The organism is Bartonella sp. AP4SXKL, from assembly GCF_042195845.1.
Lineage (GTDB): Bacteria > Pseudomonadota > Alphaproteobacteria > Rhizobiales > Rhizobiaceae > Bartonella.
Genome location: NZ_JBHIPA010000017.1, coordinates 1 through 13394, shown reverse-complemented (window position 1 = coordinate 13394; position 13394 = coordinate 1). Strand labels below are relative to the sequence as shown.

13 protein-coding genes are annotated in these 13394 nt (G+C 39.9%); 1 reads left to right on the top strand and 12 read right to left on the bottom strand.

The annotated features are described in order from the left end of the window. Positions 1–19: 19 nt before the first annotated feature. From ACFIMI_RS08125 to ACFIMI_RS08090, 8 genes are all read right to left on the bottom strand, one after another. On the bottom strand, positions 20–1477 hold the full coding sequence (locus ACFIMI_RS08125; RefSeq protein WP_375692439.1) for a hypothetical protein: 1458 nt from the start codon (positions 1475–1477) through the stop codon (positions 20–22). After that, positions 1477–2175 (bottom strand): hypothetical protein, encoded by a 699-nt coding sequence (locus ACFIMI_RS08120; protein ID WP_375613688.1) that lies wholly within the window; start codon positions 2173–2175, stop codon positions 1477–1479. The genes ACFIMI_RS08125 and ACFIMI_RS08120 overlap by 1 nt, the downstream gene beginning before the upstream one ends. A gap of 72 nt (positions 2176–2247) precedes the next feature. Next, positions 2248–2697 (bottom strand): hypothetical protein, encoded by a 450-nt coding sequence (locus ACFIMI_RS08115; RefSeq protein ID WP_375612493.1) that lies wholly within the window; start codon positions 2695–2697, stop codon positions 2248–2250. Positions 2698–2716: 19 nt separating this feature from the next. Continuing rightward, positions 2717–3859 (bottom strand): N4-gp56 family major capsid protein, encoded by a 1143-nt coding sequence (locus ACFIMI_RS08110; protein ID WP_375692438.1) that lies wholly within the window; start codon positions 3857–3859, stop codon positions 2717–2719. Between the two features lie 96 nt (positions 3860–3955). After that, positions 3956–4867 carry a hypothetical protein gene (locus tag ACFIMI_RS08105; RefSeq protein ID WP_375682544.1) on the bottom strand — a complete coding sequence of 304 codons (912 nt, stop codon included), beginning with the start codon at positions 4865–4867 and terminating at the stop codon, positions 3956–3958. A gap of 11 nt (positions 4868–4878) precedes the next feature. Further along, positions 4879–6927 (bottom strand): portal protein, encoded by a 2049-nt coding sequence (locus tag ACFIMI_RS08100; protein ID WP_375692437.1) that lies wholly within the window; start codon positions 6925–6927, stop codon positions 4879–4881. Further along, a complete protein-coding gene (locus ACFIMI_RS08095; RefSeq protein WP_375685251.1) occupies positions 6912–8237 on the bottom strand; it encodes a PBSX family phage terminase large subunit in 1326 nt (441 codons plus the stop codon). Before ACFIMI_RS08095 ends, ACFIMI_RS08100 begins: the two co-directional genes overlap by 16 nt. Next, positions 8218–8532 carry a hypothetical protein gene (locus ACFIMI_RS08090; RefSeq protein ID WP_375613682.1) on the bottom strand — a complete coding sequence of 105 codons (315 nt, stop codon included), beginning with the start codon at positions 8530–8532 and terminating at the stop codon, positions 8218–8220. Before ACFIMI_RS08090 ends, ACFIMI_RS08095 begins: the two co-directional genes overlap by 20 nt. Before the next feature lie 307 nt (positions 8533–8839). Here ACFIMI_RS08090 and ACFIMI_RS08085 point away from each other — a divergent pair, with 307 nt between their 5' ends. Beyond that, a complete protein-coding gene (locus ACFIMI_RS08085) occupies positions 8840–10225 on the top strand; it encodes a hypothetical protein (RefSeq protein WP_375634976.1) in 1386 nt (461 codons plus the stop codon). 64 nt (positions 10226–10289) lie between these two features. On the opposite strand, the gene ACFIMI_RS08080 is transcribed toward ACFIMI_RS08085, so the two are convergent. From ACFIMI_RS08080 to ACFIMI_RS08065, 4 genes are all read right to left on the bottom strand, one after another. Beyond that, positions 10290–10517: a DUF6290 family protein gene (locus ACFIMI_RS08080; RefSeq protein ID WP_375633767.1), complete on the bottom strand. Its 228-nt coding sequence runs from the start codon at positions 10515–10517 to the stop codon at positions 10290–10292. A gap of 96 nt (positions 10518–10613) precedes the next feature. Next, positions 10614–11108 (bottom strand): hypothetical protein, encoded by a 495-nt coding sequence (locus tag ACFIMI_RS08075; protein ID WP_375674618.1) that lies wholly within the window; start codon positions 11106–11108, stop codon positions 10614–10616. Between the two features lie 53 nt (positions 11109–11161). Continuing rightward, entirely contained in the window at positions 11162–11605 is a 444-nt protein-coding gene (gene ssb, locus ACFIMI_RS08070) for a single-stranded DNA-binding protein (RefSeq protein WP_375692436.1), read from the bottom strand. 142 nt (positions 11606–11747) lie between these two features. Beyond that, a complete protein-coding gene (locus tag ACFIMI_RS08065; protein WP_375692435.1) occupies positions 11748–13145 on the bottom strand; it encodes an AAA family ATPase in 1398 nt (465 codons plus the stop codon). Positions 13146–13394 lie beyond the last annotated feature (249 nt).

Genomic DNA, 13394 nt, shown 5'->3' with positions numbered 1-13394 from the left:
GTATTATAGATCTTAAAACTCATCTTACGCCCGCGGGTTTCAGCGTTACATCAAAGCCTGTTATATGTGTCCATGGCGTGCCTTCTGGTATTCTCAGACGCAAAGCGTGATAACGCGCCCGTGAGCGGATATTATACATCCCAATATTATAGCCGGCATAACGCTCTTTAGCCCAATTTAATTGGTTCTTGTTATCAATGATAAAAGCCGCCCCAACACTTAAAAAACCTTTTGTTGTATCCGCTTGAACAAAAGCCTCACTCATCAGGTTGATTTGCCTGCCCGTATCCCCCACAATTTGTGAAGCAATAACTGCTTCCATTGGAGGACCCGCAAAAAAACCAAATGTGTTGTCTGGCGTAAAAGCTCCCAAAACAGGCGCACCATTTTGCCACATCTTACTATCAAGAGAAGCTGGTAAATCTTTCAAGCTCTCTTGTACTTCGTCTAAGCCTTCTAATGTATAACCGGCTGCAAAAAGGGGAAATAAGAGAAGGTTTTGCCCCTTAATGACACTCCATATTTGCAAAAGCCAATCATAAACATAAATATGCATCCCTTCAGTGTTATCATTGATAGAAAAATAAACACGAGAATAGACCGGATCAATACATGCTCTCATCTCATCAATGGCAAAATTATTGTAAAGTGTGAAGATGGTTTTATCGACTTTACCAAAGCCTATAGGGAGCATTTCACCAGCACTGTTGATTTGATAAAAACCATCATCAGAGACAAAGAAAGTACAGTCTCCACGGCTTGCAATTGCTGTGCTGCTTTTCGCCCCTATTTTGTCTTTTATTTTTGCAAAACTGAATATAATTTTAGAGCCTGGTACAAAGGTTGCATGATAAATGGCGGAGCGCATGAAAATAAGTGGATTTGTTGATTCCGTAGACCCTTGAACATATTCTCCATCGGGAAAATCTTGATAATCGCAACTTTTCTCCCCAACCGTCCAATGTGTCGCATCATTCAAACCGGACCACTGAACACGGTTTGGCTTATCTGTTAATTGCATCAGGCAAACAAAATCACCCCACACACGCACAAGTCCAGCACGCGGGGGATTACCACTCAAATCACAAAACCTTTCATCCGTTATTAACGAAAGCATTTGTGGTGGGTCATTGCTATTAACAGCAATGATATGATCACCAAAGGAGGCAAAAGACCAAAGTGCAGTCTCATTGGCGTGATATTGTGTGTGAGGTTTGCTAATGTCTTTCCAGCCGCGCGTGCTGTTGTCATATTCATAAAGTTTTGTTGGTGCACCCACAATGATGCGCACACCACCCAATGAGCGCACCGCATAGACCCCCAAAATCACATCCGGAAAAGGATCTGAGACCGGCGCCACAATGGGAAACGGAATATACGAATTTGGTGCAGGTAAAACGTTCACGATCTCATTAGAATAACCACTATTAATAAATGCAACATCTGGTCTATACTCAGCAATAGGAATAAAGGTCATCAGAAATCCGTGTGTTGAATTTTTAACAAATTCTTGCGCCGTGATGTTTCAATTTGAAGCGCATCGAGTTGTTCTTGAAACATGGCAAAAGCTGCCGCTGCCATCTGTGGTTCTTTAATAATATTGGTATAAATTTCATATTTTGCACGCGTTTTGATCAGTTCATAGGCTTCTAAAAACCATATGGACGCTTCTTGTGCACTCTCAATATCTTTTATTCTTACAGGGTCAAGAATAAGCCTGATAGAATAAACGCGCTCTGGTGTTGGATACAAGACAAGCTTTTGTTCAAAATAAGCATAGCGTGTAGGCATGCCATGGCTACAATCATCCTCAAGGCTCTCAATAACAAGCGGATCTACCTGCAAAAGCTTTGCTTTGCTGTGATTATCTTCATAAATATAAGCATCAACAATGCGAACAGCCCCTGTTATAGAGGGATGTGCCTCGGCGCCATAACGGCTTTTGCCCTTTAGAGTGGTAAAAACAACTTCGCGGCTTTCATTGAAATAAAAAGGCAATCGTTCACAAAAGCGAATAGCCGAAAATATCGCCCTTTGCACTTGATCAACATACTCATCTGTTTGATCATCTATTTCATCCTGAATATCGTTTAACATCTGGATAAAATTTTTATCCCAAGGAGCAATGGTCTGTTTGTCTCCAATCGGACCACCTGTCTGTACTATTATTGTCATATCAGCCTCTTCCAAATGTATTGGGGCATCTTGTATAGGAGGGGGACGCAAGCAATAAACGCCCCCTTGCCTTTAACGATTAGTGTAAAACTCAACAATCACCTCAGCATCACCTTTGGTGCTTTTCTTGTCTCGTGTCATGTAAATCGTACTTTCAGCTTCTAATGGAACATCTCGTTCCTCCATAGGAAGGTACAAATTGCCATCGGTAGATTGCCGAAGCCCTACATCTCCATAATCATTACCATGAGGCTCTTTTCCAAATGTAGCTGTTACATCTTCAAAATCCTCCATGGTATAAGCTGTAATACTTTTTATAAAAGCCCCTCGGGGTAGAACGCCAATTTTTGTTATCAACCCTTGATCTGTACATTTAATACGCGCCCGTAAAAAACTAACCTGCTGCGTAGAGTTGTTGCGTCCTTGCAAAACAGGTGGCAATCCCTCATCTATTATGCCAACGGTTTCAACAGTCTCAACGGTCTCAACAGGTTCCTGTGTAATTAGCGATTTTTCTGCCATAATTGTCATCCTTTAATAATTAGCTTGCTTCGGCAAAAGAAGGGATAACAATCGTACCAAAGTCTTGTCCCCCTTGATCAGAATGCGGCAAGGTATAGCGTGACTTTTTCATGCCGATAATGGTTTTAGCTGCAACCCCAAATTCACGTTGATAATCAAACAGTTCTTCAACAAGTTTATAGCGTGTTCCCCCTTTCCCATCGCCTCCTGTTGCTCCATTGCCAACGCGCCCATAAGCCATGATAACACTTTGCGCACCAAGCAACACAGCACGACGAACAGAGAGAACAGGCTCTTGTGTCTTTGAATTGATACCATTGGGGACATGTTCAGCTTCACGTAAGATAACTCCATTATACATCCCCAGAGAGCCATCAAAAATTGGGTTCTTAGCTCCAGAGCCATCATAAGCTGCCTTGGTAATGTCTAACCATTGCCCGCTCTTTGTATTGGTACGCAATTGAGTTACCTGTGTTGGGTGGAGATACATCACATATGCCGATTTTCCATCAACACGAACCGGACGCAAACGTGGATTAGCAAGTTTTGCGCGTTCAACAGCCTGATCTATAAGATCTAATGTAAAAACATCGTCTTTTGTAAGTTCTTCATCAGTCTTTTTCTTATTGGCACGAATAATACGCAATTTGCTTGGCTCTAATGGAGCATTAAAACCATAGTGTACGGGTTTAAGGGTTATGGTGCGTCCCTCGAAGTGAATCCATGGTGCTGTATAACCTGCTGCCTGAATGAAGAACATCAAACTTAAGCGATCTGCATACCAATCAACAAGCCCATCTTTTGCTTCTGTTCGTAAATTAAATAAAACACGTTGTTGATCAATGGTGCCTTCATATTTTACGCGTACAGCATGAGAAAGCTCGTTAATACGCACCGTTTCATTCATAAATTGGAGTGCTTCTTCATTGCCTTCCAGCGTTTGTCCCTCGCTAACGCCATCCCCCATAAGTTGGACTCTTAATCCGCTCGTCACAGAGTCACCAGCGGATTTTCCTAGCATATCCAATACTTGAATAATGCTGTTTTTTCCTTTTCCCATCAGCGGTGCAATGGGCAACGCTTTTGAAGTTTCTGTGTTTAGCATCTTAGCCCAAACGCCAACGGCTAATGGGTCATTAAGATTTACCTGTGTTACTGCCATTTCAATCAATGCCTTTCTTGGTTTTAAAACTCGCCTTGCGGCACCCCCAAACGATAACAATCACTTGGTTCTCTCTGTTGCGTCACCACGCACATCTCACGCTCTGCTCATAATTTGTTCAAATTTTTCGGGATTTTTCTCAACCCATACAGCAAATTCGGCTTCCGGCATGGAAAAGAGCGTTCTCACATCCATACCGCCTGTTGGAACTTGCCCGCTGCGCGCTGTAAGTGTTCGCGCTGCTTGAGAACGCTCTTGAAGAGCTCCTACTTCGTCCTTAACGGGCGCGCCACTATAGCCAAAAGCTTTTGCTTTTTGCACCAGCACCTCAATTGGATTTATACCGGCTTTCTGACACTGCTGGCATATTTGGCGCAATTCAGCACCAATTTGTTGTTGCCGTGCCTCTGGGTCTTTCCATTGTGGATAAAGGCTTGCTTGCGCTTGTAAGACACTGTCTGCTCTTTCATAGAGATAGTCCGTGATACTGTCTAAATCTGGATATTTATCTTGTACTTGCGCTTTAGCTTCCTCGAAATAATCCCCCAACTTTTGGCGTTCATATTCCTCTTGACTCATGCGCTCTTGGCTCTCTCTCATATGAGAAAACTCATCAAGCAATTTCTGTTGTTCTTGTACCTTATGACTAAGCCATGCAAAATGTGCTTTTGGGTCGTCTTCTAGGGAGGGAATATTTTCCTCACGGCGGCGCGTAATTTCTTCCTGCATTGCGGCATATTTTTGCGCAAGTTCAATAGCCAATTCACGCGCTTCAATGGCGCTTTGTTCTGCCTTTTGTCGTGCTTGCCGCTCTTGCTCTAGTTTATCAGATTCTATTACATCAGAATTTGGCTGCTCTTGAAGTGGTTCTACAGCTGGCTGTTCAGAACTTTCCTCTGCATCAAAAACTTCCTCAACTTGTTCTGGCTCGACCAACTCAACAGCATTATCACTGGCAAAATGTTCATCATAGATTGCTTGTTCTTCAGGCGTAAACTCTTCTTCCATATTCTGTCCCTTCAATGTGCTATTATATTTTTTGTCAAAACTCGATAGTGTTCCAACTGTGTCTGTAAAGCTTTGCGTTCTAAATCACGCTGCGCTATCTCATTTTTTGCCTGTTGAAGTTCGAGCTGCATGCGCGCTTGTTCTTGTTTCAAGAAAAGTTCGATATTTTTCTGCTGCAATGCCGCTTGTTTCTGCTGCGCATCAAGTTGATAGAGTGTGCTCTTTGCTTGCGCTTCTTGCTGTAAAACAGCAATCTTTGCTTGTTGCTCTGGAGTTAATTGCGCCCCTTGGCTTTGTTGCATCATCTGCTGTTGTTCTTGTTGTGCCTGCTGTGCTTTTGCCGTTAAATTTGCTACCAATGTTGCCGGTAGTGGGGAAAGCTTTAAAAGATCTGGAATCATCTCCGGTGTTAAGAACCCACCAAGCAATGGCAACATCTGCGTAATTGTCGCAAAAGTTTTCTCTTTTTCATTGGGGCTTGTCGGTGAATCATCAACAATAATGTCATACTCAAGCGTCGTAACAGCTTCACGCGTCAACGGCACATATTGGGCATTCTCTTGTCCAGAAATACGTACCAGACGCCCATCAGAGAGATAATTCTGGATAAGATAAAGGATAATCTTTCCCTGCCTACACCGATAAAGCTTGAGATTATCAAACAGCCCCGCAAGCAAATTAAGCGTTGATTGCCGGCGTGTATTTTCCAGCACATTGGCTTGGTTGACCTCCCGTGTTCCGATAAACTCAGCCGATAACCCTGTTACATGCGTTATCGCTTCACGCGATTCATTAAACAGCTGGAAAAATCCATTGGGAAATTGTGCACTTGGCTTTGGTTGAATTTTCCCTCCTGTAAGCGCGCCATTTTTAACCCAAGTAATCGTATCCGTTCGCGCCCAGCTTTCCATGGCTTGGCGATCATCATCGAAAGCGCCTCGTTCTGCCATCAAGCCGCCCTTAGACTGGCTATTAAGGATATACATCACTTGGCTAAAATATTTATTCGACCATTTTTGTGGATCTTTTGCGGGGCGAACAATCCCGTAAAACTGGTTTTTAAGCTTATCCAGCGTGCCCGTGATACACTCCCACCCAAGTTGCCCATCAGGTGCTAATGGCTTATCGGGCTTTGCTAAAAGACGTCGTCCCAGAAAAGCGCGTCTCACCACTTTTTTATTAAAACACACCCCTTGTAATTGTGGCATTACCCTTTGAAGCTGTTCAAACTCCTGTTTGCTATAGTTGCGCATCTGGCCGGTTTGAAGATCAGGCGCCTTGTAAGTGGTCTCATATTCAAACCAACGGCATTCAACCAGCGTAACATAGCGTTTCCCAGAATACGGATCTGAGAGAGAAGTCGCATTGGAGTCATCTTGATACGCATCAAGCGACACATGAGAATCCTCAGAAGCGGTTGTACTATCGATAGCCCAATCGGCGTTAAGATCTTCAACAGCAACATCAGGAAAAAGACTTTTAGCATCCTCAACGGATTTGCGATCAACATACCACATACGCTGTGCGTCAATGAGATTTGGTCTTACAGCATTAGCATCCCAAACCATTTTTAAGGGATCTAAACGTTGAACAGCAGGTATCCCTTCGGGATCTGTATCATAATCAAGCCGCGTATCTGTCCAGCCCATACCGCAAATAACCATATCCTGAAAAGCATCGGAATCGGCATATTCCGCCTCCGCCTCATCACGAAACCATTCTGCTGCTCCAGTAAGCAATTCATTGGGTATTGCTGCTCCCATTTGCCGTGGTTGAAACTGTACTTCGCGCTTATTATTACGCTCCGCCCCAACAATAGCATTCACAAGGGGTGCAATGCGGTTAAAAGTCATGACAGGACGGCGTTGCTCTTTTAAAACCGCAAGATCTTCCTCTGCCCATTGACGACCATTATAAAAATCAAAATCTTCACGCGCCTGTTCACGCCATTCATTGACACGTTCAACATCTTCTGCGTACCAAGACTTTAAACGCTTATAGAGTTCATATTCATCAAGGATTGTCGTTTTTTGAAAGTCTTGATCTAGAATGCCATCCATGATGCCGCTTCTCTTTCCATAGTGCAATAACGCTCTTGCTTGGGTTTGACATGGGGGGCTTCATAGACAATGCACATTAAACCAAAGGCATCCGCCCCATGGCTCGACCAATCATGCTCTGCACCCAAACCAATGCCGCGCTTCTCATCCCATTTCTCATGATACCAATTCAGTGCTTTGCGCCCTGCTACCGTCATCTCTTCATTAAACCAAACAGACGGCAAAATACGACGCACCGCCTCTATACGCATCTTAACCGCCCCTGCCCCTTGATTAGGGATCACTTGCGTTTCAAAACCCGCATCATTTAAAGCACTCTCAAAACTCACATTGTGCACACGGTCTCTCGTCGCACCGTCATGGGGGAGAACCATCAACGCCTTCTCATAACCGTTTTGACGCAACCAACCGATATGCTCCGATAAAGGCTGCCCCTGTGCTTCGTAATAATTAAGCACTCTGATCTCTCTACCAACAAATTGCGCTATCCATATCGCTGTTGCATCTGCCTTGGCGCCCGTACCCCCAATGTCCCAAAAAGCACGTATTTGCATCAAGGGGTCACGAGCAACACGCCCTATCCGCCCCTCCTGCTCGGCTGCCAACATTTCCTTTTGATAATAAGCGCCTTGAACCGCTTTCAGATAATCCCCTTCCCAGATATGCTTATAGGTCTCGGGGCGGTTTCTCAGATCATCAAGTCGTGCTTCATTCAAGATCTTGGGAAACTTCGGATTGTCTGACCAGTTGATCTCAACACGTTTGATTGCCTCATTGTCTGAAAAGCGAAACCGCTTCTCAACGGGGGCATTCTCTCGCAACGGGTTCCATGTCACCCATAACTCTGCCCGCCATCCCTCTCCTTCTTCACGCAAAGTCGGTATAAGCGTCTGCCAAGCCGTCTCTGTAACGGGCTCTGCCTCATCAACCCAACAAAGCAAAATACGCCCCATAGACTTGATACTTGCAATATTCCGGTCCAGACCAGAAAACTGAAAGGCTATACGACCATCTATCGATTTAATCGACGACTCCCCAACCTTGTAATAGTCCTTTAAAAAGTCATGCGCTTCAATGGCGCGTTTAATCTCCTCCAATGAACTTTCTGCTAGCGAGTTTTGAAACTGACGTGCACAAAGTATAGTGCCTGATATCCCTCTCCTACCAAATTGATAGCCTTTTAAAGCAGCCATCAAGGCAAATGATCTTGTCTTCCCAGATCCTCTCCCTCCCCAAGCCGCACGCACCAAAGCCTTATCTGTAAAAATCGGTATAAGCTTTGGAACAATATTAATCTGTCGTGTTGTCATGAACTAAAGGCGCGATTTCCACACGCGTTATCATCTTAATGACTCCCCCATCTTCCCCTGTCACTTGAAGAGGCAAAATCTTCCCCAACAATGCCAAATAAGCAGCGGGGCATTTGATTGCCTGTTTTTCAAGATAAGAGATCAAACCATCATCACCATATCTCTTACCAGCGCGCTCTGCTGCCTTAAGCACTGCTTCTTTCAAAATACGTGTCGTTTTATTTGGCACACCTTTTACCCGCCCTTGACCTGCCTTTGGGGGCGTTCTTTTTGCAAGTTTTTCAGTGGTTTTCATGTGTGTTTCTTTTTGTAAACAAGACAATAAAAAACCCCGCAAAAGCAGGGCTCTGAACAATCATATAAACTTATAAGAAAGGTTATACCTTTACCGTAATTCTAGACACAATTCGACTAGTACAGCAATGCCATAAAACACTATTTTTCATATCCTGTCAACAAAAAAAATCACTATATTGTGTATTTTTTATTTTTTTCACCTAAATCTAGTATCTTTAGCACCCAATAACTCACAATTGTATCCTCTAAACGAATCAATTATACGGAAGCACTAAATTATTGATTAGCAAAAAGTGGGGGGAATAATGGAAATAATTATAGTCATAGGAGGAATATTAATAGCAGCAAATATGATCTACCACATTTCGAAGGTAGGAGAGAAAGGTTGGAATGTAGGATTCGAAAATACGATTTTATTAATCATAATAATCGATGTGTTTTTATATTTTGAATTCTCAGTGAACATATTACTAATAATAGCAACTTTACTGTCTTTTAGGAGCTATTTAAGAATAAATGACTATGAAGAACAATTCGAGTTACTTCAGGAACAGAAAAATCGAGAAATAGAAATATACAAAGAACAAATTACGAAATGGGATAAAAGTCTTTTAAAAAAAACTCGAAAAATATCGCAAAAATGGATTAGGCAATGGAATAAAGAAATTAAACAGTGGGAAAAGGATATACTAAGAATAAAAGATCCCATAATGATAGGTGAAGATTATGAACATCACCATCCCATCATAAAAGAGATCTGTACTCAAGGATATAAAGAAATACCGTTTCTCTATAAGAAAGCTTTGGAAACAGAACCTTCTGCTGAGCATTGCGAAAAAATCAATGTATTCAAGAAACACATAGCTTTTAAGAAAAGCTATCTAAAAACAATGCGACTCATGAAAAAAAACGGGATAGTTGTTGAAAAAATCGTAGATCCCCTTACAGAAAAAACATGTCATAAACCTACAATGTTTTTGTTGCATTGGTGGTTATATGTGGTTGATGATATGATCATAGCCGAGTACGAAAAACAAGCGTTACATGGGTTTTATAAAAATGATAAATCGCTTGACATCTACTGGGATGAAATGTCTAAAAATACAGAATACGAAGAGATAGAAGAAATACTGAAATCATGGCATTTGCCTCCTAAGTATGAATGCCTAGTAGGGATAAAAAAATATTTACTGACATTGTTGTATGACATTTCGGATGACTATAGAATAGCAAGAGAAATTTTTATTCATTATAAGCGTCTTCTTGAAACTGTTACAGAAGGATATATTTCTTTAGATGAAGACCGTTATACCGAAGAGGTAAAATGGAAGGTAAATGAGTGTAAAGAGAAAGATAAAGAACTCATAAATGAAAAAGATAATTATAATCTATACATTTCTGAAAATATTCCAACATTTGAGAAAACTTATAAATTAGGAACAATAGAACAAATTAAATCAGCAAGTAAAAAATGCTATAATAGATTTATCTATTGGGATATGCTCGTAAATATAATAAATTCAAGAGAGAAACTACAAATTATCTTCGGTGAAGAAAAGGTGAATGCACTGAAAAAAGCTATAAAGGAAGAATACAAACAATTTCATATCGAAAAGCAGGAGACAATTTTCGAAAATAAAGATTTTCATTACAACAAATCCTACGAGCATTTGGTAGAATATTTGTTATAAACCAATACGATTATGCGCTTTTGTGAAAAATATTTGTCCAGACTTTGCTTCAGTTTTCTAACACCTAATCGTCCAAGCCAAGCTCTTTCCTCACCTCTTCAGAGCTATAAAAAGTACCCTCTCCCCTTCGAACGCGCTCTCTTACTTGTGAAGCTAAATAATAATCCTCTGCTTCCTCTATTCCATGTTCAATAATCTCGCGTAAATAAAAAGACTTTGTACGTCCTGTCTTAGCAGCTAAATTATTCAAACGTGTTTCGAGATCACTTGGCAATCGAATAGATATCGTCATAACACAATCCTCATATTTGTATTCACTGTAATACAAATACAACGAATTGTACAGAAAAACGTTTCGCGTCATAGCGAAAGAAACAACATACAACATTTACCATTTAGTTTTTCTGTCAAAATATTTATGAAGCGCGTTAAGAGCGACCCGCAATGAATTCACAAGATGTGGTAATGTTTGGTCTTCGACAACAATATATTGTATTGCTGCATAAAGATTATACTGTCTATAGAGATGTTGTGTTTCTTTTATCGCCTCTTGCATATTAGAAAACTGTTCTGTTGCAAATTCAACCCATTTTTCTCTTGCTTTGTCATCAGAAGATGATGGTATTTCGTCATAAACAGCGCTTGGTAAACCTTTTGCACACAAATAGTCATTTTTCACTTCAAGATATTTTTGCGCAGCATCATACTGGTCTTGAGTAAGCATGCCTTGCAAACACAGCCGCCCAACATAAGTACCAGCAAGCGGATTTTTAGCCTCTTCAATAGTCAAACCAAAGCGTTTAGCACGCATTTCAATTGCCAATTGATTAACAGGATCTTGACGTACTTTCACTTGTGAAATGTAAGCATCTTTCTTCTTCATACATCCCCTAATCTGTGGGAGCCCACATGTTTCTCTTTGTTATATTTTATCAATCAAAATGGTATGCTGTCATTAAGAGATGCACTATGATCAGCGGCACCTGAAGCGATAGCATAATTTTGAGAAGTAATAGATGAAGGGGCAGATTGATCTTTCTTTACATCAAGCAAATACAACTCGCCTTTGAATTGTGGTAAAATAATCTCTGTTGTGTAACGGTCATGCCCATTTTTATCTTGCCATTTGCGTGTCTGTAATTTGCCTTCTACGTAAACCTTTGAACCTTTGTTGAGATATTGAAGTGCAATTTTTGCCAAATGTGGATTGAAAACCACAATGGAGTGCCATTCCGTTTTCTCTACTTTTTGATGAGTATTTTTATCCGTATAGCTTTCAGAAGTTGCTATACTAAAATTGACTATTTCTGCTCCAGAATTCATTGTTTTGCTTTCGGGATCAGCACCTAAACGCCCGATTAACATCACTTTATTTAGCATGTTTTTTTACCTTAAACTTGTATTTTAATACATACAAAATCCTAGCATGATTTGCATATTTTTTCAATTATTTCAAAAGGATATTGTTGTTTTTTAACATATAAAATTATGTTTTAGATGACTGATTCTTGATAATGACTGATCACAAAACATTCTGCAGTAAATTAATAACTTTTTGAAAAGAATCAGCAATGGTACCTACTTCTTTAGTAGCATTACCAATTTTTAGAATTCTTTCTTTCCAGTTTTTACCAAGTCCCTTAACTTGATTCATTGTAATTTTCTGTAAAACAGGTTCAATGGATCTCAGCCATTCGTCACTTCTTTTGTCTAGTTGAGAAATTTTACTACATAGAATTTTAGGATCATCACAATCAGATGCTTCATTGCGGACAATAAACAAATTATCTACATGAGTATCTTCAATCAAATAAGGAGAATGAGTAGAATAAATCACGCTATTCTTGTCAAAAGATGATAATTTCTGTAAGGATTGTAATATTTTTTCTTGGGGGTGGATATGTAGATTGCTCGCTGGTTCATCCAATAAGAAAATTATTCCATTTTTGCTCCTATTGGTACGGATATCTGTAAGTACTTTAAAACAAAAGAACCAACGACATCCTTTGCTTCTTTCATGTAAAGAAAAAGTACGGTCCTTGGCTTTGACCTTTAAACAAAAATCTACAAAGTAAGAATGAGATTCTATCGCTTTTTCTATGCTAAATCTATCAAATACAGTTTTTCCTCCCGTAATGTCTTCCCAATCTTTGGTAACAACAGTGTTAAGATAATCATTTATAGAAGATAGACGTTGATCGACGGCATCTTTATCATTACAATCAACGATATCACGTTGAAAGCTAATATCAAGTTTTGGTTCTTTACTAGAGCGTTTTTTACGACTGCCAACCAATAAATCATTAAAAATATCATGCCATAAAAGATTCTTTTTATCGCTTAGCGAACTATCTTCTTTTAATTCTTTATAGCAATATGGAGCTTCACTTTTTAAAAATCTAATCTTATCAGGTACATCAAACATAAAATCATCATAATAGACGATTTCAGGAATGTGGTCCTTTAGGTAATTTAAAAGAGCTGTTGCTGTTTCATCTCCACAATTCTTACCGTTGATCTTTATATATTTTTCTGTGCAAATACTATTAGCGAATGAATATACAAAAGATAAATGGAGTGTCTGTTTTTTTTCAAGTAAATCATCTTTGATTTTTTTAAGTGTTTTAATCTTAGCTAATTTTTCAATCTCTGTTTCATCCAATAAAATTGTGGTAGATAAAACAATATCTTCATCAAAAAAAGCTGTTTTAGGACGTATAGAAGCAAAATCTTCGACTGTTAATTGTTTCCCTAAACATAGCTGTGACAAGAGATGAATACCTTGCAAAGTTGTTGTTTTTCCTGATTCATTATTTCCCACCAAAATAAAAGGAAAACTTCTATCTCCTCCTGAGAAATCTATTTTTAGAGGCTCTCCTATTCCTTTAAAATTTTCTAATTCAAATGATGTAAATATCATGATAGTCTCCGGTGGTATCCTAAAAATAACGCCTTATAACATATAAAATAGGAATGTTTTTATCGTGTTGCAAAATGATCACCACTTTTCACTAGTTTGCTGTGAACCAAAGCGTTTCATTATCCCACCAATGCCATTTAAAGTTTCTTCAAGCTCTTGCTTGTGAACAAGCGTTCAAGGCATTGATTTATAATCATAATCTAGCGTTATTCATATTGAATGAGAACCCTGAATAACGTAAGATTCTCT